Origin of the sequence: Neisseria sp. GT4A_CT1 (genome assembly GCF_000227275.1) — a bacterium.
Classification (GTDB): Bacteria; Pseudomonadota; Gammaproteobacteria; order Burkholderiales; family Neisseriaceae; genus Neisseria.
The window spans coordinates 77,074-94,864 of record NZ_JH164965.1 but is presented as its reverse complement, the minus strand read 5'-3'; the positions used below and the strand labels follow the sequence as shown (position 1 = coordinate 94,864).

The 17,791-nt window shown below is 44.2% G+C and carries 19 protein-coding genes; 3 read left to right on the top strand and 16 right to left on the bottom strand.

The genetic code is table 11. The annotated features are described in order from the left end of the window. Window positions 1-23 precede the first annotated feature (23 nt). Window positions 24-1,817, top strand: a complete 1,794-nt coding sequence (locus HMPREF1028_RS03110) for a 2-isopropylmalate synthase (protein WP_009311331.1) — start codon at window positions 24-26, stop codon at window positions 1,815-1,817. A 677-nt stretch (window positions 1,818-2,494) separates the two neighbouring features. On the opposite strand, the gene HMPREF1028_RS03100 is transcribed toward HMPREF1028_RS03110, so the two are convergent. The 5 genes from HMPREF1028_RS03100 to HMPREF1028_RS03080 all read right to left on the bottom strand — a co-directional run bounded on the left by HMPREF1028_RS03100 (window position 2,495) and on the right by HMPREF1028_RS03080 (window position 5,114). After that, complete coding sequence (locus tag HMPREF1028_RS03100) at window positions 2,495-2,830, bottom strand: hypothetical protein (RefSeq protein WP_009311329.1); 336 nt, start codon at window positions 2,828-2,830, stop codon at window positions 2,495-2,497. Window positions 2,831-2,942: 112 nt separating this feature from the next. Continuing rightward, window positions 2,943-3,428 (bottom strand): 5-(carboxyamino)imidazole ribonucleotide mutase, encoded by a 486-nt coding sequence (gene purE, locus HMPREF1028_RS03095; protein ID WP_009311328.1) that lies wholly within the window; start codon window positions 3,426-3,428, stop codon window positions 2,943-2,945. A 77-nt stretch (window positions 3,429-3,505) separates the two neighbouring features. Further along, window positions 3,506-4,246 carry a tetratricopeptide repeat protein gene (locus HMPREF1028_RS03090; RefSeq protein WP_009311327.1) on the bottom strand — a complete coding sequence of 247 codons (741 nt, stop codon included), beginning with the start codon at window positions 4,244-4,246 and terminating at the stop codon, window positions 3,506-3,508. A 1-nt stretch (window position 4,247) separates the two neighbouring features. Then, window positions 4,248-4,916 (bottom strand): O-methyltransferase, encoded by a 669-nt coding sequence (locus HMPREF1028_RS03085; protein WP_009311326.1) that lies wholly within the window; start codon window positions 4,914-4,916, stop codon window positions 4,248-4,250. 12 nt (window positions 4,917-4,928) lie between these two features. Continuing rightward, window positions 4,929-5,114, bottom strand: a complete 186-nt coding sequence (locus HMPREF1028_RS03080) for a DUF3460 family protein (protein WP_003761287.1) — start codon at window positions 5,112-5,114, stop codon at window positions 4,929-4,931. A gap of 401 nt (window positions 5,115-5,515) precedes the next feature. Here HMPREF1028_RS03080 and HMPREF1028_RS03075 point away from each other — a divergent pair, with 401 nt between their 5' ends. Continuing rightward, the gene (locus tag HMPREF1028_RS03075) at window positions 5,516-6,886 is read left to right on the top strand and encodes a polynucleotide adenylyltransferase PcnB (protein ID WP_009311325.1); all 1,371 of its coding nucleotides are present in this window, start codon (window positions 5,516-5,518) and stop codon (window positions 6,884-6,886) included. A 168-nt stretch (window positions 6,887-7,054) separates the two neighbouring features. Here the strand turns inward: HMPREF1028_RS03075 and HMPREF1028_RS03070 are convergent, their stop codons facing one another. Continuing rightward, on the bottom strand, window positions 7,055-7,771 hold the full coding sequence (locus tag HMPREF1028_RS03070; protein ID WP_009311324.1) for an S-methyl-5'-thioinosine phosphorylase: 717 nt from the start codon (window positions 7,769-7,771) through the stop codon (window positions 7,055-7,057). 264 nt (window positions 7,772-8,035) lie between these two features. Next, window positions 8,036-9,106, bottom strand: a complete 1,071-nt coding sequence (locus tag HMPREF1028_RS03065) for an AI-2E family transporter (RefSeq protein WP_009311323.1) — start codon at window positions 9,104-9,106, stop codon at window positions 8,036-8,038. Window positions 9,107-9,310: 204 nt separating this feature from the next. Between HMPREF1028_RS03065 and purM the strand changes: the two genes are divergently transcribed. After that, complete coding sequence (gene purM, locus HMPREF1028_RS03060) at window positions 9,311-10,345, top strand: phosphoribosylformylglycinamidine cyclo-ligase (protein ID WP_009311322.1); 1,035 nt, start codon at window positions 9,311-9,313, stop codon at window positions 10,343-10,345. 92 nt (window positions 10,346-10,437) lie between these two features. On the opposite strand, the gene HMPREF1028_RS12925 is transcribed toward purM, so the two are convergent. From HMPREF1028_RS12925 to HMPREF1028_RS03005, 9 genes are all read right to left on the bottom strand, one after another. Continuing rightward, window positions 10,438-10,929 carry an SEL1-like repeat protein gene (locus tag HMPREF1028_RS12925; protein ID WP_009311321.1) on the bottom strand — a complete coding sequence of 164 codons (492 nt, stop codon included), beginning with the start codon at window positions 10,927-10,929 and terminating at the stop codon, window positions 10,438-10,440. 2,742 nt (window positions 10,930-13,671) lie between these two features. Further along, window positions 13,672-14,058 carry a hypothetical protein gene (locus HMPREF1028_RS03045; protein WP_009311319.1) on the bottom strand — a complete coding sequence of 129 codons (387 nt, stop codon included), beginning with the start codon at window positions 14,056-14,058 and terminating at the stop codon, window positions 13,672-13,674. A 126-nt stretch (window positions 14,059-14,184) separates the two neighbouring features. Beyond that, the gene (locus HMPREF1028_RS15075) at window positions 14,185-14,583 is read right to left on the bottom strand and encodes a hypothetical protein (protein ID WP_009311318.1); all 399 of its coding nucleotides are present in this window, start codon (window positions 14,581-14,583) and stop codon (window positions 14,185-14,187) included. A 205-nt stretch (window positions 14,584-14,788) separates the two neighbouring features. Then, window positions 14,789-15,205 (bottom strand): hypothetical protein, encoded by a 417-nt coding sequence (locus HMPREF1028_RS03035; protein WP_009311317.1) that lies wholly within the window; start codon window positions 15,203-15,205, stop codon window positions 14,789-14,791. A 362-nt stretch (window positions 15,206-15,567) separates the two neighbouring features. After that, window positions 15,568-15,921, bottom strand: a complete 354-nt coding sequence (locus tag HMPREF1028_RS03030; protein WP_232203773.1) for a hypothetical protein — start codon at window positions 15,919-15,921, stop codon at window positions 15,568-15,570. Window positions 15,922-16,056: 135 nt separating this feature from the next. Beyond that, the gene (locus HMPREF1028_RS03025) at window positions 16,057-16,263 is read right to left on the bottom strand and encodes an RHS repeat protein (protein ID WP_009311312.1); all 207 of its coding nucleotides are present in this window, start codon (window positions 16,261-16,263) and stop codon (window positions 16,057-16,059) included. Window positions 16,264-16,453: 190 nt separating this feature from the next. Beyond that, entirely contained in the window at window positions 16,454-16,771 is a 318-nt protein-coding gene (locus HMPREF1028_RS03020) for a hypothetical protein (RefSeq protein WP_009311310.1), read from the bottom strand. A gap of 17 nt (window positions 16,772-16,788) precedes the next feature. After that, window positions 16,789-17,097 (bottom strand): RHS repeat domain-containing protein, encoded by a 309-nt coding sequence (locus HMPREF1028_RS13240; protein WP_232203793.1) that lies wholly within the window; start codon window positions 17,095-17,097, stop codon window positions 16,789-16,791. Window positions 17,098-17,401: 304 nt separating this feature from the next. Beyond that, the coding region (locus HMPREF1028_RS03005; protein ID WP_349267050.1) for a hypothetical protein at window positions 17,402-17,791 on the bottom strand (390 nt) is incomplete at its 5' end.

Below are 17,791 nucleotides of genomic sequence, written 5' to 3'. Positions count from 1 at the left end.
ATAAAGTTTGGACAAGGAACATCATGCAATTAGACATTGACCGCTTAGTTGCTTATTTCGGCGGCGTGAATGCACTTGCCGAAGCGTTGAAACAGCACGATCCCGAAAATGCCGCAACAACCGCTGCCATCTATAAATGGCGCACGCGCGGGTCGCTGCCTTTGGCGCAACTGCAAAAGCTGACCGCGCTGGCGGAAGCGCAAGGCAGGCCGCTGGATTTGAATGCTTTTTTACAAAAAAACGAATCTCTGGAGAGAACAGAAATGACACAGACCAACCGCGTAATTATTTTCGATACCACCATGCGCGACGGCGAGCAGTCGCCCGGTGCATCCATGACCAAAGAGGAGAAAATCCGCATTGCCCGCCAGTTGGAGAAAATGGGCGTGGATGTGATTGAGGCGGGTTTTGCCGCCGCCAGCCCGGGTGATTTCGAGTCGGTCAATGCGATTGCCAAAATCATCACCAAGTCCACAGTCTGCTCGCTGGCGCGTGCCGTTGAAAACGATGTGCGTAAGGCAGGCGAAGCCGTTTCCCCCGCGCCGAAAAAACGCATCCATACCTTCATCGCCACCAGCCCCATCCACATGGAGCACAAACTGAAAATGAAGCCGCAGCAGGTCATCGATGCGGCGGTCAAAGCAGTGAAAATCGCCAAAGAATACACCGACGATGTGGAATTTTCCGCCGAAGACGCCGTGCGTTCGGATTTGGACTTTCTCGCCAAAATCTTTACGGCGGTTATCGAAGCGGGCGCGACCACCATCAATATTCCCGATACTGTCGGCTACTCCATCCCTTCCGTGTGGTACGAGCGTATCAGCAACATCATCAAAAGCGTGCCCAACGGCGACAAAATAGTCTGGTCGACCCACTGCCACAACGACTTGGGTATGGCGGTTGCCAACTCGCTGGCCGCTGTTCAGGCAGGCGTGCGCCAAGTGGAATGCACCATCAACGGTTTGGGCGAACGCGCAGGCAATGCCAGCCTTGAAGAAATCGTGATGGCGTTGAAAGTGCGCCATGACCTTTTCGGCTTGGAAACCGGCATCGACACCACGCAAATCGTGCCGGTATCCAAACTGGTGTCCACCATTACCGGCTATCCGATTCAGCCCAATAAGGCGGTGGTCGGCGCAAACGCCTTTGCACACGAATCAGGCATCCATCAGGACGGCGTGTTGAAACACCCCGAAACCTATGAAATCATGACTGCCGAATCGGTCGGCTGGTCAACCAACCGTCTGACCTTGGGCAAATTGTCCGGTCGCAGCGCGTTCCGCAGCAAACTGGCGGATTTGGGCATCGAGTTGGAAAGCGAAGAGGCGCTGAACGCCGCGTTTGCCCGCTTTAAAGAACTCGCCGACAAAAAACGCGAAATCTTCGATGAAGACCTGCACGCGCTGGTGTCCGACGAAATGGGCAGCATGAACGCCGAAAGCTACAAATTCATCTCCCAAAAAATCAGCACCGAAACCGGCGAAGAGCCGTGTGCCGACATCGTGTTCAGCATCAAAGGCGAAGAAAAACGCGCATCCGCCACAGGTTCCGGCCCTGTCGATGCGATTTTCAAAGCGATTGAGAGCGTAGCGCAAAGCGGCGCGACTTTACAGATTTATTCCGTCAACGCCGTAACGCAAGGCACGGAAAGCCAAGGCGAAACCAGCGTCCGTCTGGCGCGAGGCAACCGCGTCGTCAACGGTCAGGGCGCGGATACCGACGTTTTGGTCGCCACCGCCAAAGCCTACCTCTCCGCCTTGAGCAAACTGGAATTCGGTACCGCCAAACCGAAAGCGCAAGGCAGCGGTACGATTTGAGCTTAAATGGTTTGATTTGAATTTAAAAAGCAAAGAGGTCGTCTGAAAACCGGATTTTGGGTTTTCAGACGACCTTTTTTTATTTTTTCACAGAACTGAACAGGGGAAAAAGGTTAATCAAGCACAGTAAAAAATACAAAACGAGTATTAAAGTCAGCCATAAATTTTTAAGTTTTATACTTGAGCAAATGATATGAAACAATAAATCTAGGTCGCCTATTAAATGGACAAAAAAATACGCTGTAAGGATGAAACAGAAAATGCCAATAAACTTTCTTCCTAATAGAAAGAATAGAATAGAAATATTGTTTATTATTAAAAATAATTTAATAATCATGGGGTTGTCGTTTATTTCACCTTGTAAATTGGATAAATTATAGACATCCCCATCAGTTATATAGTCTATGATGTAAAATTCATCGGTATTAAGGAGAAATGAAAACGAAATAAGTAGCAATAAAATGAGGTAATTAATTGGTTTTATGAATTTTATACTGAAAATACGGTTTGCCATCATGTTCCCATTCGTTTTATTTTTTCTGTGTATTTTTTATAACGTATTCCTGCCTGAAAGGAAGGCAATAGGTAGTATACATTGTAAACTAAAAAATCAGTCTATCATAAAAGCTTCAAACATAATCGGCTTCCAAAAGGTGTGCTGATTTAAGTGCTGACTCTTATTGAAGTTTCATCAGTCGGTCTTGTTCGACTGACAATACGCCGTTTACCTTTTGGAAATAAGCAATGGCATCTTGAATATTGGTTTTGGCTGATGGACGAATGGCAATTCCGTGCAGTTTTTTGTATTCGTAAACCAAGCTCGCGCCGGAATCGTTCACTGCCTTCATCAATGGACCTGAGCCTATGTCTTTATCGTAGAAAATAATCAGGTTGCCCGTTGTGTCTTGTGCTTGTCGGGTGGATATTGCTTCAGTCGCTTGGGTTGGTTTGCTCGGGCTTTGACAGGCGCAGAGTAGGGCGGCGAGTAGAATGGCTGCAAAAGTTTTGTTCATTGTTGTTCAGAGGGTTGAGTGATTAAAAAAAAGGTCGTCTGAAAATGGGGTAAACGAAATCAAATATTTTGTTTGCACCATTTTCAGACGACCTTTCAGATGAATTCGATGGTTATGCCTCAGGCAGTTCCATGTCTAAAACGGTTTGCTCCTGCTTGGCGCGGAAGTCGGCAAGTTTTTGCGCCAGCTCGGGGTTTTCGTTGGCAAGCAGAGAGATGGCGAACAGGGCGGCGTTGGCGGCTCCTGCTTCGCCGATGGCGAAAGTGGCGACGGGAACGCCTTTGGGCATTTGCACGATGGAGAGCAGGGAGTCTTCGCCGCGCAGGTATTTGCTGGGTACGGGTACGCCCAATACGGGGACGGTGGTTTTGGCGGCAACCATGCCGGGCAGGTGCGCCGCGCCGCCTGCGCCCGCGATGATGGCTTTGATGCCGCGTTCGCGGGCGGTTTCGGCGTATTCGAACATTAAATCGGGGGTGCGGTGTGCGGACACGACGCGGGCTTCGTATTCGACGCCGAACTCTTTGAGAAACTGCGCTGCCTGCTGCATGACGGGCCAGTCGCTGTTGCTGCCCATGATGATGCCGATTTTGACCATATTTGCTCCTAGTGTATAAAACGTTATTCAATGAATGATTTCAGACGACCTTTGAATATGGGAGGTCGTCTGAAAAGTTATCGTTGCTTGATGCTGACGGCGGCGCGTTTGGCGGCGGCGCTGCCGGGGTAGCTCTGTATCAGTTTGCGCCAGGTGTTGCGGGCGATGTCTTTCTGTTGCAGCTTGTATTGGCATTGCCCGATGCTGAAGAGCGCGTCGGGGGCTTGCGGGCTGTTGCGGAAACGGTTGGCGAAGCGGCCGCCGATTTCGATGACGGATTCGCAGTTGCCCATACGCTGTTGGCTTTGCAGCAGTAGATACATATTGCGTCGGGCGCTTTCGCTGCCGTTGCCGCCGTCTGCTCCTTTTAAGACTGCGGCCGCTGCGGCGTAATTGTTGCGCTGATAGTATTTGAGGGCTTGGTTGTAGAGGCGAGTTTCGTTTTGGTCGGCAGAGTCGGCCTCAGAAGGCGCGGTGCCGCCGTTTGCCAGATAGGTGCTTTTGAGCTTTTGGTCGTCTAAACGCTGGGCGGGTACTTTTCTATGGGCGTGGCGCGGGGTTTTGTTTTGTTTTTCGAGTTGTTGCAGGCGCTGGTTGGTGTTTTCCATTTCGCGCTCCAAACGTTCGACCTGCATACCCAAGCGTTCGATTTGAGTCATCGTGTTCAAATCGGGATAGGGAATGGCAGAGGATTCGGCTGCGGCGGTGGGAATATCGGGCAGCATGAAGGTATCGCCGGATTTGGGTTTGGGGGCGGTAGAGGCGCAGGCGTTGAGCAGGAGGATGCCGGCAAACAGGATGGGAAGGGTTTTGTTCATTTTATTTTTTAAGCAGCAAAGTCAGACCGTCGCCGACGGGCAGGGTAATGGGTACGATGCGGGAATCGTCGGGCAGGTTGCGGTTGAAGGACTGGAGTATGTTTAGGCTGGGCGGGGCATCGCGTTCTGCTTCACCCATAACGCGCCCGTTCAGTAGGACATTGTCGATGGCGATAACGCCGCCGCTGCGAACCAGTTGCAGGCAGCGTTCGAAATATTGCGGGGTGGGCGGTTTGTCGGCATCGATCAGCGCCAAGTCGTAGCTGCCTGATTCGCCTTGACTTATCAAGTCGTCTAGGGTCAGCAGGGCGGGCTGGAGGTGGAGGGTGATTTTATGGGCGACTTGCGCTGCCTGCCAGGTTTCGCGGGCGATATCGGTAAAGGTGACGTTGATGTCGCAGGCGGTAATTTTGCCATGTTCGGGCAGGACTAGGGCGACTGCGGTGCTGCTGTAACCGGTAAACACGCCGATTTCCAGATAGTTTTCGGCTTGGAGCAGGCGCGCGAGCCAAGTCAGCAAGGCTGCCTGTTCGCGGGCAATCGCCATTTTCCCTAAACGGTGGGATTGCGTGCGCGAACGCAGGGAGGTCAGTACGGGATGCTCTTTTTCGCCGATGCTGTTGAGGTAGTCTTGCAGCGCCGGGTCGATATTGTGTGTCTGGGTGGTCATGCCGTATGGCCGTCAGTCTTGGTAGTAGGTATAAGGTTTTTTGGCGACTTTGGCGGCTTCGAATTCTTTTTGTTCTTGAGGGTCCAGCTCGACATCCCACAGCAGATGGCGGTTTTCAAGGCGTTGTGTTTCCAGCTGCGGATTGTCTTCGATGAGTTTGTCGAGGAATTGGGTGGCTTCGGATTTGTAGTGATACATGATACGGTTCCGTGCAGGTTTGTGTCAGCCTTTTATTATAACTGATAACGCCGTTACGGTTTTTAGATATTCGACTATATAGTGGATTAACTAAATCAGGACAAGGCGACGAAGCCGCAGACAGTACAGATAGTACGGAACCGATTCACTTGGTGCTTCAGCACCTTAGAGAATCGTTCTCTTTGAGCTAAGGCGAGGCAACGCCGTACTGGTTTAAAGTTAATCCACTATATTTTCAGGGTTTATGGTGTTTCGGGTATAATGCCGCCTTATTTTTTAATGCGATACGGTAGGTCGTCTGAAGCCTTTGCATAATATTTTGCCCGTATTCCCGGCAGAATATTGCGCAAAGGCTTCGCCGCCGGTTTCAGACGACCTCTTTTTATTTTGGAAAGAGTTTTATGTTGAAAAAATGGTTGCATAAAGTTTTACCCGGAAAGCAGCCGAAGCAAGTGCCTGTGGCGAAGGAAATCCTTCCTTTCGACAGGCACTACATCAGCGCGGATATGTTGAGTTTTGCGGCGGAAAAGGTAGTCCGCCGTCTGCATGACGAAGGTTTTCAGGCTTATGTTGTCGGCGGGGCGGTTCGCGACCTGTTGCTGGGTGTCGAGCCTAAAGACTTCGATATCGCCACCGATGCGACGCCAGAGCAGGTTCATAAGATTTTCCGCAGAAGCCGCATCATCGGCAGACGCTTTCAAATCGTACACGTCATGGTCGGGCCGGAAACCATAGAGGTCACGACCTTTAGGGGTGGCGGTAAAGTGCAGCAGAATGCGCACGGCAGGATTATGAAGGACAACACTTACGGCAGCATGGAAGAAGATGCCATGCGCCGTGATTTCACCTGCAACGCGCTTTATTACGACCCGATTAAAGAAGAAATCATCGATTTTCACCACGGTGTCGGCGATATTGCCGACCGCAAGCTGGTGATGATCGGCAATGCGGCGGAGCGTTATCAGGAAGACCCTGTCCGCATCCTGAGGGCAGTGCGGTTGTCGGGCAAACTTGGGTTTGACGTGGAAGAAAACACCGCTGCACCGATTCCGGAACAGGCAGGTCGTCTGAAACACGAACCCGTAGCGCGCCTGTTTGACGAAATCATGAAACTGCTGTTTTCCGGTTATGCCAGAGAGTGTCTGAAACGATTGAATTCCCTAGGCGTTTCAGACGACGTCCATCCGCTTCTGACTGCGCTCAAATCGGCCACAAAACCTGAAAACCGCATTATCTCTCTCGCCTTGAAAAATACGGACGAACGTTTGCGCGCAGACAAATCCGTATCAGTGGGCTTTGTTCTTGCTGCTGTATTGTGGCCGGTTTTGAACCGTCATTGGCAGGACAACATCAAACGCGGTCAAAAACCTGCGCATGCTTTATCCGAAGCAATGAACACCATGCGCGAGACGGTGGAAAAAGGCTGGGGTGTGCCGCAGCGTTTTGCCGCGACCATGAGGGAAATTTGGCAGCTTCAGCCGCAATTCGACTACACACGCGGCGCGCGTCCGCACAAAATGCTGGCGCAAGCGCGTTTCCGTGCGGCTTACGATTTCCTTGTGTTGCGCGGAGAGGTCGGCGAAGTGGAGCGGGATTTGGTCGAATGGTGGACGAAGTTCCAACATACAGATGCGGAAGCCCGCGTGGAAATGACGCTTGTCACACAACAGCGTCGGCAACACGGGCAAGGCGATGGCGCGGATGGCAAGCCGAATCGCAAACGCCGTCGCTCGCGTAAGAAAAAACCGGCTGCGGATAAGCCGGAATCATGAATCGACGGATTGCAAACGGTTTTGTCTTATTAGTTTGTTGCAGGACTGAAGTGTTGGTTTGAATGTCAAATTGTTTCTGCCGTATTTATCTTAGTGATGAGGTCGTCTGAAAATTTTCAGACGACCTTTTTGCATGGTTTAAAGAATCAAGAGGGAAACATTCACCCTTTACAAACCCGCAAGCAAACGACGGATTTTGCCGATGGCAAGCTCAGTTTCCAAGCCGCATTCCGTCCCGTCCGCTCCGTCGCTGAGGCAGCGGATGTCGGTGATGCCGCAGAAGTGGGCGTATTGGATGCCCAGTTCGCGTGCGAGAAAGGCTTCGGGCATTCCGGTCATGCCCAATACGTCCACGCCGTCGCGGCGGTAACGTTGGATTTCGGCGCGGGTCGGCCAGCGCGGGCCTTGCAGGCAGCCGTAAACGGCTTGGGTGTATAAGGGCATTTGGTGCTGTTGCGCGTGTTCGGCAATTTTTTCGCGCAGCCCGGCGGAGTAGGGTTCGAGAAAATCGGTGTGTACGACCGGTTCTTCCTGTCCTTCAAAAAAGGTGTCCTTGCGGCCGTAGGTGTAGTCGATCAAGTCGTCGGGCAGGACGAGTGCGCCGTTTTCAAAGCGGTCGTTGATGCTGATGACGGAGGAAACGGCGACGATGTATTCCGCACCTATGGAATGCAACGCCCAGATGTTGGCGCGATAGTTGATTTCGTGCGGTGCGACGGTATGGCCGAAGCCGTGCCGCGCGAGGAAGAAAATGTCCTGACTGCCCAGTTTGCCGCTTAAGACGGGGCTGCTGGTCAGTCCGTAGGGGGTGCGGACGATTTTGCGGTCGGTGATGCTCAGTTCTGGCAGCTTGGTCAGGCTGCTGCCGCCGATGATGGCTAACATATGGTCCTTTGTTTAAATGATTTCAGGGAGTGTGTGTCGGAAAGAAAAAGGTTTGCAAAACAGCCATGAAAATGGAAAACAGGATTAACACCTTCATTTTTTCCGGAAGCTGTATCCGTCGTCTACGGGAAGCACTTCCCATAGCAACATCGACAGAAAACCGGATATAAACCAAAGTGCAAAATTGTTCAACATGGCTGTCGAAGAAAGGCTAGAAGGTCGTCTGAAACCTCATATCCGTTTTCAGACGACCTTTTTGCCCTTTTATTTGTGTTTGTAAAAACGGCTGTGGAAATAAGCATTCACACCTTCGCGCAGCAGGACTAAGGTTACGGCGGCAAGCGGCAGGCCGGCGAGCATGCCGACGAAGCCCATCAGTTGTCCGAACGCCATCAACGAGAAAATCACCCAGAAAGGCGACAGGCCGATGCGGTCGCCGACGATTTTCGGGGTAACGATAAAGCTCTCGAGGAATTGTCCGATACCGAACACAACCCACACCATAATCAGACCGTGCCATGTGCTAAATTGCAGCAAAGCGGCGACGGTTGCCAGCAAAAGTCCGGTAAATGCGCCCAAATACGGGATAAACACCAAAATACCGGCAATCATACCGATGGCGAAGCCCGAATCGAGTCCGACCAACATCAACCCGACCCCGTACACCAGCCCCATAATCAGCATCACCATCAACTGTCCGCGCAGGAATTCGCCCAAAACTTCATCCATATTGCTTGTGATGCGCGTATAAGTGTCGATAAAGCGACGCGGTACCAACGCGCTGATGCCATAAGACCAGCGTTTCCAGTCCAAAAGGAAATAATACAGCAAGAGCGGCAGCAGGATCAGGTTGCTCATGCCGCTGATGACGTTGCCGCTTTGGCGCATCAGCGTCGGCATCCAAGCTTTGAGCGTGTTGCTCAATTCGCCCGTATGCGACTGCAACCATTTGACCACCGAAGCCTGATCGATATGTACATAATTGCCCGCCACATGGTTCAGCCAAGGCAGCAGCCTGTTTTGCGTAAAATCGACGATTTGGGGAATGCGGCTAACCATATTGTTGAACTGGTTGATCAGCATAGGCACGATGATCAGCATCAGCGACAGCAGCAACAGCAAAGCGAATACCATCACCATCATGGACGCGGGGCCGCGTTTAATCTTTTTCTTCTGCAACCATTCCACCAGCGGATTCAACACATAAGCCAACACTGCCGCCACAATAAACGGCGTCAGGATGTCGCCCAGCGCGTACAGCAGCCAGACAAAAGCTGCAATCACGCAGCCCATAATGATCCACGGCTTCATGCCGCGCGTTTTTTTCTGATACATAAAGCCTTTCCATGTGTGTTTCAGCGGGAGCCGCCGCAATCGTTTTCAGACGACCCCTGACCGTCCAGTATAACAGAATAAACGGGGTCGTCTGAAACCTCAGATTGTTTACAAAATCACCGAAAAATCCAAGCCCGCGCCTGCAAAATAAGGTAAAATACGCCCCATCGTTTTTCCGTCCCAATCACGATAAGGAACCCATTCATGAGCACTTCACTGAGCTACCGCGACGCAGGCGTTGACATTGACGCAGGCGATCAACTGGTCGAAAACATCAAACCTTTTGCCAAACGCACCATGCGTCCCGAAGTGTTGGGTGATTTGGGCGGCTTCGGCGCATTGGTCGAAATCAGCAAAAAATACAAAAATCCCGTCCTCGTCAGCGGCACCGACGGCGTGGGCACCAAGCTCAAGCTCGCCTTCGACTGGGACAAACACGACACCGTCGGTATCGACCTCGTCGCCATGAGCGTCAACGATATTTTGGTTCAAGGTGCTGAGCCTTTGTTTTTCCTTGACTATTTCGCCTGCGGCAAACTCGACGTCGCCCGCGCTACCGACGTGATTAAAGGCATCGCCCAAGGATGCGAAGAATCCGGCTGCGCCCTCATCGGCGGCGAAACCGCCGAAATGCCCGGCATGTACCCCGAAGGCGAATACGACTTGGCAGGCTTCGCCGTCGGCGTGGTCGAAAAAGAGCGCGTCATCAACGGCCGCAGCATCAAAGCGGGCGACATCGTGTTGGGCCTAGCTTCCAACGGCGCCCATTCCAACGGCTATTCCCTCGTCCGCAAAATCATCGCCCGCGACAATCCCGATTTGGACGCCGAGTTTGACAACGGCAAAACCTTGCGCGAAACCATCATCGCCCCAACCCGCCTGTATGTGAAACCCATCCTCGCCGCTTTGGAAAAATTCACCATTAAAGGCATGGCACACATTACCGGCGGCGGCATTACCGAAAACGTGCCGCGCATCCTGCCGGAAAACACCGTCGCCCAAATCGACGCCAAAGCATGGGAATTGCCCAAGCTGTTCCAATGGCTGCAACAGGCAGGCAATGTGGAAACGCAAGAAATGTACCGCACCTTCAACTGCGGCATCGGCATGGTGGTCGTGATTGCCAAAGAAGATGCTGATGCGGTGCAGGCATTCTTAACCGAACAAGGCGAAACCGTTTACCGTTTGGGTAAAATCCGCGAACGCAACGGCGATGAGCATCAGACCCAAGTGGCTTAAATCACAAGCCTGAATCTAAATAAAAGGTCGTCTGAAATTAATTTCAGACGACCTCACTATACGGTTTGATCTTTAATATGGTTTACATAACTTTATGTACTTTCTAGATTTTTCAATAATTGACCAGCTTCTTCCTTGGAGATTTCAGTAATATAATCGCTCTTGATAGCAAACTTAAGTAATTCTATTATCTTATGATAATCCCTCTTGTTTTTCCTATTAATTAAGAATTTTGCATAATCAAGAGCTGCATCTCCATCATTTAATTCTAATATTGCTTTATTCCACCAAAATTTAGCCTGCCTTATATTACCTAAACCGACATAAAGTGATGCAATATTAGAACATACCCCACCACTTTTCCCTTCATATTGCCAACTTTTTCTATACCATTTAAGCGCCAAAAGTGGATTTTTTTCAATCCCATATCCAATATCATATAAAACTGCTAAATTATTATAACAATTAACATCTCCTTGCAAGGCTCCTTTCTTCAAAAAATAAAAAGCTTTTTGATAATCTTCATGTTTAAGAAAATAACTAGCTTGTAAAAAATCATCAGTATGATAATCGTCATTACACATAGAACCATCCTTAACATTTTATTTTTAGGGGCAGCATTATAAGAAAGAGCCCATTATCGCGTTCGATGTTAGCGATGACATCGTTGTCACTATAAATCGCGCCAGTCGGTTTCGGGCAATCCGTTTCGAGTGATCTCTTCCTTGCTCGACACTTCCATTGGTGTTGGACGATGAGTCAGCCGTTTTCGTTGTAGTTGAATCAGGTGATGCTTTGGCTGTTGGCGGCTCGGACGAGGTTGCCTTCAAGTCGTATCAGTAAACGGTTTTCTGAACCTTGTCGCCGCCATCGCGGGCTAGGGGGGGGATTAAGCGTTCCAATATATCGCGTTTGAATTCAGTAATCCCAGTGGAGTTTGGGCTTCGAGGTTGTCTGAAAAGCAGAAAACGCATCTGCGCGTACAGCACACACTCTACGTCGGGATTGAGGACATACGGACCACTAATTACCCTATATTTATATTTCTCATTATTTATTAATATACTGTAACTGATTCGACTTTGTTATTTTCAAACCAAAATATCGCTCTAATATCATCACAATCTACATTATCATATTTATCTAAAACTAAAGAATCATAACCAAAAATTTTTTTATTTCTTCAATATCCTTGTCAATTAAATTTATATCTTTATAAAAAAGATTATTTTTTAGTTCCATTCCTGCAAATTGGCCATTTTTTTTTAAAGTAAATTAATGAGTTAATTCCATTTTCTTTAAAAATAAAAGAGTTATAAATATCTTCATTTTCTGAAAAAATATTTGCATTTAACCCATCTAATATTTTCTTATAATCAGTATAAATTTTATCAAAATACAATTCATTAATTTTAATTGTAGGAATCCAATTCCATTTTTGTTTTCATCATCTTCTATTATCTTTTATATAATATAATTTATCTGATTCATTTATTTTCTTTGGGTGTTTTAAAAAGTTTCTTAAATTTGCAGATAAAATTATATAAAATAAATATATTTATAAAAAGGCTAATTGATACGTAAGTAAAGTGTATTATTCTTCGATAAAAGATATTATCAACAGTAGGATTCAGGTTTAGTCCAAAATAAGTAATAATATCTTCTTCAATAATGGACCATGGAAGTGTTATGGTAATATTAATTAATTCTAAAATCCAAGGGTTTATTATAAATAAGATTATATATATAAATAAATATAATAAAAAATATTTACAGATTTTCATAAAATCACCTATGGTTTGTAGATGTTTTTTAATGGTTTTATTGATAGATAGTGGATTTTGGCAAGTTCAGGTCCCAACGCTTTATAGAAAAATCAGGATGAAGAATTAGGATATGTTGGATATTTTTAGATGTATTCATAAGAGTGTCATCGCACCTTACCATACAGTTATATTTTTCTAATTCTGAATATGAGAATTGTTCCCTACATTTAACATAGCAAATATCATGTTGTCTACAATCTATATCTAATACTCCCATTGGTTCGACATAATATCCATTATTTTCTCGAAGCTTACTGTATTGTTCTTCCCCCTTTGTCCAGTCTGGTCCACATCAATTCCCATAATATCTAAACCAATCTAATGTATCTATCTATTTCGTAGTATCCGGTTCAAAAGCATAAAATTAATATCCCAAAATAACCCAATCGGATACTGACCCCAAACTGGTCTGCATCAGGTTCGTAATACCTGAAGAAGTTGTAATATAGCCCTGATTCACGGTCGGCATACTGGTTTTGCAGGCGGAAGGGTTGATAAGTGATATCCGTTACCTTGGTTTCCTCTTTCAGATGACCTTTGCTGCCTTGCTCAGGGGAGGGGATAATTCAACCTAAAGAATCAAGTGGCTGACGAGTTTAGTTTGAATACGATAGATTTAGCGATGCAGTTTATCTCGTTCGGTGTCGGTGATAACGGGTGATTTGATTGTTTTCGTTGTAGTTGAAGTAGGAGGAGAAATGGGGAAAGGTCGTCAGGCAATTTATTTCAGACGACCTTGGTGTTTATTGGGTCTCGACCCAATCTACGGCCACTATTAGGTTATAAAGAAGATTCTAAACATAAATAAGCACGCTATTATATCTAAAAACAAGCAAATTATAACTAATAATAATAATTGAATAGTTTGACTTTTTGCTATCAATGATGCTAAGTTTTTTGATAAAAAAATAATACTTAAACTTAAAAAGGAATAGAATAAAATCTCTACTATTCCTAAAATATAATTGCTTATATTTCCATTACAAATGTTTAGAATGAAGCTAATAAGTCCTTTCAGTTCTCTGGTTAAGTACAAAATAAATAATAGGTTTAAAAATGATGAGATAAATAATTTCAACATATTATTTTATAAGGAAACACAACGTTGTTTACACAACAGGTTGAGAAAATAAGCCTGTAAGACCTCAAAAGGTGCAAGCTCTTCTGTGGCTTTACCGTATTATAAAAATTCATAAAGCGGCACAACTCCTTTTTCCAATGTTCCGAATCCCTAAAGGGAAATTTATCATGCCAAATTTCCATTAAGATGAGAGTACTCGATCTAACCTACAGCTTAAATCAATATTTGCAACTTTCGAGATTAACTCAAGCGACAATATTTACGCTTACTTGGCGGTTACCCATCCCTGCGAATATTACCGTAATTGCTTAATAAGACATTTATAAACTCCTCTCCAAACTCTCTTATTAATACCTTCTCCATAGTCTTAAATCTTTCAATGTCTACAAACCAATCTCGGTCCATCATATGGAATAATCTTATAGATTCTTTTTTAAACTTTGAAATGCAAAAATACCCCAATTAAGAGGTATATCCTGAACCGCAACCCAATTTAAATCAGTATCTGCCATAATAACTCCGTTATCACCATTATCATTTATATAGCTTACTATTCTTTTTACGTATTCTAATGAGTCATCATGTTTAAGAATCCAGTTCTCTAAAATAATATTAAAATCATAATCAAAAACATTAACTTGTTTATTAAAGCCACCTAAATCTAATAAGTCAGAAAAATCCTTAATAAACGCTGACTGTGTTCCAAGCCCAAAATCAAAGAACAAAAAAGTATCATAATTTGGTATTAAAAAATTGTTGGGTAAAGAAAAATTCTGCCCAACAAAAATATCATTTATGTTTTTCATAAATATTTCCTCTTGTGGGATAGGGTCGTCTGAAAGATGAATTTGGATTTTTTCAGACGACCTTTCTGGATTGTTGGGTATTGACCAAACCTAAGCGTTTCAATACATATGTTACAAAATATGATATCAATCATTATTATAATAATAAACACTTATTGGTAGGCTAACTTTATATTTTGTTAACTCTGCCAATAATTCATTATTGAAAATTTCAAAATTGCATTGATCTAAATAGAAAGCTTCAATAAAAATTCTAAAATCGTCAGCATTATTTAATCTTAATAATTGATAATTTTTTCTAAAAAAATCTACGAATTCCTGTTCATATTCACTATCCCAATATTCTTTTGAAAATTCATTTTTGTGGTTTAATTCCAGACAGTCATAATCATTTATTTTACCAATTTCATCTTTTTCTCCAGTATCAAAATAGCTAGTAACTTCAAGAGAAGTATCAAGTTTATTAACTATTTTACTAGGATTAAAATTATTACCAAAAATTGTAATTGTAAATCTTAAATTCATAAAAATACTCCTTGCTATTTTGTAAATTTAAATTTAATTCGCTGTCTTACCCCATTGCGGAAAACCATTGCTGATGGCTGATCGACTTTCCCATCGACACCTCTTCCGGTATTTTTTGGATGAAAATTATAAGGAGAGGTTATCTGAAAATTGATTTCAGACGGCCTTGATGTGTTTTGTCGGAACTTGACATAATCTACGCAGGCTAATCATCTTCTATATATGGACTTGCTATAATAGTAACAATCCTGCTATTTTTCTCCCAAACTTGCAATCCTATTGTTTCAAATTCATAAACAAATTGTGGGATGCCATCATCTTCAAAATCTAACTCATCTATTTTACCTATAAAATTGCTCTCAGTAATTATTTTAAACTGATCAATAGTTAATCCAATTAAATTAGTATCTTTGTAAAATAGTTCTTTATAGCAAAATATAGAATCAATTTTATTTTCTCTCACAGTAATAAAAAAACTACCATCTTGAGATTTATACTCACATACTCCAAATTCATCCGGCGGGCTGTATTTAAAGAATTGTAGGATAGAAATATATTTATCAATATTTTCTCCAAACTTAAATAGACCTACAGATTTAAACGGAGATAGGTTTAATTTCATCGTTTTGATCCTTTGCTACGTTCTACACCTTTTGCTTTTCGTTCCACAGTTTTCTTAATATTACTTATTTTTTCTCTAAACTAAGCCTCTCTTTTTTAGGCATTCTAGGTTTAATATGCTCTTGTAATTCCTTAATCCGTTTTTCAGCTGCTTTAAATGATCTACACCATCTCCATGTTTCTCATTTTTAGAACTATCAGAATTTCTAGCGCCTTTTTTCTGTTTCCTATTATCTTGCTACGCTTTATATTTTTTACACTTTATAAATACTTTGGAGTAAGAAACCGCGTGTGAACCTTGGGACACGCAGCCTACATATGGGCTACGGTTTGCTAGGAAGGGGGGGATTCACTCAAGGTTTGTTATTCATACCAAATACCATTTCCATCACTTCCATAGTCAGGATTGAGAAGCAAGAAATTAACGATATCCGATATTAGTAATGGAGAGGATAAGTCATCATATATTTTTATTATATGTGATGCTTTTCCATTGGAATAATCACAAATAACTCCTCCCTTTTTTACGATGTTAGCCATTACATCCTTTAATATTTCAATAATCTCGCAATTTGATAATTCAGGAAAATCATCTTGTATGCCGGCCTTGGTTCTCCATAGCCAAACTTCATCATCTAATATTTCGTTACTCCTTTTATCAATATAATCATTTAAATCGCGGTATCCTTTGGCTTTTAACTTTTTATCAATATACATATGTTTTCTAAGCTTATGCATAATAAAAATATCCTAGTGTTATATCATTTTTGATGGATTTTAAAATCTCGTGGAAGTCTTTTGACATTGAAATCCAGTGTTTCACCATGTCTTGACGAGTGCCTAATGCCAAATTTATCTCCATTTGGTAATCCTGCCCAGTCTGTCGTACTCGAACTTGGCCGTGCCCGTCCGCTGGTCGGTGCTGTGGGTCAGGTTGCCGTTGAAATCGTAGTGGTAGCGGACGGTTTCGGTAACGGGCAGGTACAGCATGTCGTACTGCGCATCGCGCCAGTCGGTTTCGGGCAGGCCGTTTCGGGCGCTCTCTTCTTTGGACGGCACTTTCCATTGGTGCTGGGCGATGAGTTGGCCGTTTCCGTTGTAGTTGAAGCAGGGTAAGGGTGGGACATAGGCAAGGTAGTCTGAAAATTGATTTCAGACGACCTTGATTTTTGGTGGGGCTCAATCTAATCCTAATCTATGACTACTGTCCGTCGAGTTTGAACTACTATCTATGTTTGTTAAGATGGATTTATTGTCCTTGGCCAAGAATTTCTTCTCCAATTATTGAATCTAACTCTATCCATGCATCTTCAAGTTGATTAACAATAGAAGATTCATTTTTATTTGGATCATCTTTTAAATTGAGATACCAGATATGTGTTAATTTTGGTATTTCATATAAATTTGACGCTAGTCTTTTTTCAATGAGATTATGATTATAAATATAATGCTTAATTTCATTCAAAATTTTTAATAATTCTTGATAGCCCTTTACGTTGAATTCAAGATTCATTCTGACCTTATCAATAAAACTATTATTTTCAAGTTTTTCTAATAATTCTTTCATGGTAAATACCTTCTAAGTTATACAAAGCCAAGTATTGCTTCTGCTGGAATTGCGCCTTTGATGAGAACTTCTTGATCACGAACTGCAAAATTTCTTAGTTGCACCAACAGTTTGGCGGCGAGGGAGGCGTCGTCGCCGAATTCGCGCTGCTCGACCAGTTCGTTGCCGGCGTTGTAGCGGTAGCCGGTCAGTTTATGGTCGAAACCGCTTTCGGCAATCAGGCGGTCGAGGACGTCGTAGGCAAAGCGGTAGCGCGCACCGTTTTCATTGGTGAGGCCGACCAGGCGGCGGGCTTTGTCGTAATGGTAACCGAAGGTATGGCCCAGCGCATTGGTACGCCGGGTCGGCAGACCGTCCTGGCCGTATTTGTAGGCGATTTTGGCTTAGATTGTTACGAAATAAATATTTCAGACGACCTCGAAAAAGAATCGAGGTCGTCTGAAAGGCAGAAACTGCGTGCGTACCGGATACAAGCTGCCTACGCAGGCTACGGCTTGCTACGAATATTACCGTAATTGCTTAATAAAACATTTATAAATTCCTCTCCAAACTCTCTTATTAATAATTTATCCATAGCCTTAAATCTTTCAATGTCTACGAACTAATCTCGATCCATCATATTGAATAACCTTATAGATTCTTTTTTGAACTTTGAAATGCAAAAACACCCCAATTAACAGGTATATCCTGAACTGCAACCCAATTTAAATCAGTATCTGCCATAATAATTCCATTATCATCATTATCATCATTATCATCCACATAACCTATTATTCTTTTTATATATTTTAATAAATTATCATGCTTAAGAATCCAGTTCTCTACAATAATATTAAAATCATAATCAAAAACATTAACTTGTTTATTAAAGCCACCTAAATCTAACAAGTCAGAAAAATATTCAAGAAACTCTGACTCCATTACAAGCCCAAAATCAAAGAACAAAAAAGTATCATAATTTGGTATTAAAAAATTGTTAGGTAAACACAAATTCGGCCCAATAAAAAATTTGGCTACGCT

Coding starts and splice junctions, on each gene's coding strand:
- HMPREF1028_RS03110 (WP_009311331.1), top strand. CDS start 24: ATGCAATTAGACATTGACCGCTTAGTTGCTTATTTCGGCGGCGTGAAT.
- HMPREF1028_RS03100 (WP_009311329.1), bottom strand. CDS start 2,830: ATGAACAAAACTTTTGCAGCCATTCTACTCGCCGCCCTACTCTGCGCC.
- purE (WP_009311328.1), bottom strand. CDS start 3,428: ATGGTCAAAATCGGCATCATCATGGGCAGCAACAGCGACTGGCCCGTC.
- HMPREF1028_RS03090 (WP_009311327.1), bottom strand. CDS start 4,246: ATGAACAAAACCCTTCCCATCCTGTTTGCCGGCATCCTCCTGCTCAAC.
- HMPREF1028_RS03085 (WP_009311326.1), bottom strand. CDS start 4,916: ATGACCACCCAGACACACAATATCGACCCGGCGCTGCAAGACTACCTC.
- HMPREF1028_RS03080 (WP_003761287.1), bottom strand. CDS start 5,114: ATGTATCACTACAAATCCGAAGCCACCCAATTCCTCGACAAACTCATC.
- HMPREF1028_RS03075 (WP_009311325.1), top strand. CDS start 5,516: ATGTTGAAAAAATGGTTGCATAAAGTTTTACCCGGAAAGCAGCCGAAG.
- HMPREF1028_RS03070 (WP_009311324.1), bottom strand. CDS start 7,771: ATGTTAGCCATCATCGGCGGCAGCAGCCTGACCAAGCTGCCAGAACTG.
- HMPREF1028_RS03065 (WP_009311323.1), bottom strand. CDS start 9,106: ATGTATCAGAAAAAAACGCGCGGCATGAAGCCGTGGATCATTATGGGC.
- purM (WP_009311322.1), top strand. CDS start 9,311: ATGAGCACTTCACTGAGCTACCGCGACGCAGGCGTTGACATTGACGCA.
- HMPREF1028_RS12925 (WP_009311321.1), bottom strand. CDS start 10,929: ATGTGTAATGACGATTATCATACTGATGATTTTTTACAAGCTAGTTAT.
- HMPREF1028_RS03045 (WP_009311319.1), bottom strand. CDS start 14,058: ATGAAAAACATAAATGATATTTTTGTTGGGCAGAATTTTTCTTTACCC.
- HMPREF1028_RS15075 (WP_009311318.1), bottom strand. CDS start 14,583: ATGAATTTAAGATTTACAATTACAATTTTTGGTAATAATTTTAATCCT.
- HMPREF1028_RS03035 (WP_009311317.1), bottom strand. CDS start 15,205: ATGAAATTAAACCTATCTCCGTTTAAATCTGTAGGTCTATTTAAGTTT.
- HMPREF1028_RS03030 (WP_232203773.1), bottom strand. CDS start 15,921: ATGTATATTGATAAAAAGTTAAAAGCCAAAGGATACCGCGATTTAAAT.
- HMPREF1028_RS03020 (WP_009311310.1), bottom strand. CDS start 16,771: ATGAAAGAATTATTAGAAAAACTTGAAAATAATAGTTTTATTGATAAG.